The sequence below is a fragment of the Burkholderia sp. E168m23 genome (assembly GCF_016586125.1).
Taxonomy (GTDB): Bacteria; Pseudomonadota; Gammaproteobacteria; order Burkholderiales; family Burkholderiaceae; genus Burkholderia; species Burkholderia orbicola.
The window spans coordinates 1-611 of the sequence record NZ_BCPP01001670.1; the positions used below are offsets into that span (position 1 = coordinate 1).

General features: G+C 72.0%; 1 protein-coding gene. It reads right to left on the bottom strand.

The features are described 5' to 3' along the window. Nucleotides 1-91 precede the first annotated feature (91 nt). Nucleotides 92-611, bottom strand: a 520-nt coding sequence (locus tag JMF90_RS39570) for an autotransporter-associated beta strand repeat-containing protein (protein WP_374104352.1), incomplete at its 5' end; no start/stop codon positions are given.

Below are 611 nucleotides of genomic sequence, written 5' to 3' on the forward strand. Positions count from 1 at the left end.
TCACGCTGGCGTTCACGCGTGCCGTTGCCGGTCACGTTCAACGCGCCGGAACCGAGCGCCGTATTGCTGCCCACGCTCAGTCCGCCGCTGTTCAGCGTCGTCCCGCGCCGTAGGTGTTCGCGCCGCCGAGCGTGGTCGTGCCCGCGCCGGACTGCACCACGCCGCCCGCGCCGGAAATCGTCCCGTTCAGGCCGAAGTCGAACGCGCCGCCGAGATGCAGCGTCGAGCCGATGCCCAGATCGACGGCGTTCGCCAGCAGCAGGTTAGCCGTGCTCGCACTGAGCGCGCCGCCGCTGCCGGTGACGGTGAGTGCGCCCGTGCCGAGCGCCGTATTGCTGCCGACCGACAGACCGCCGGCGCCGAGCGTCGTACCGCCCGTGTACGTGTTCGCGCCGGTGAGCGCGGTTGTTCCGCTGCCGGTTTGCGCGAGACTGCCGCCACCGGCGATGATGCCGCCGAGGCCCAGGTCGTTCGTGCCGCCGAGCGTCAGTGACGAACCGGCGCCGAGATTCACCGCGTTGTTCAGCGTCGTGCCGGCGATGCTCGCGGCCAGCGTGCCGCCGGCGCCGGCGACGTTCAACGCGCCCGTGCCGAGTGCCGCACCATTGCCG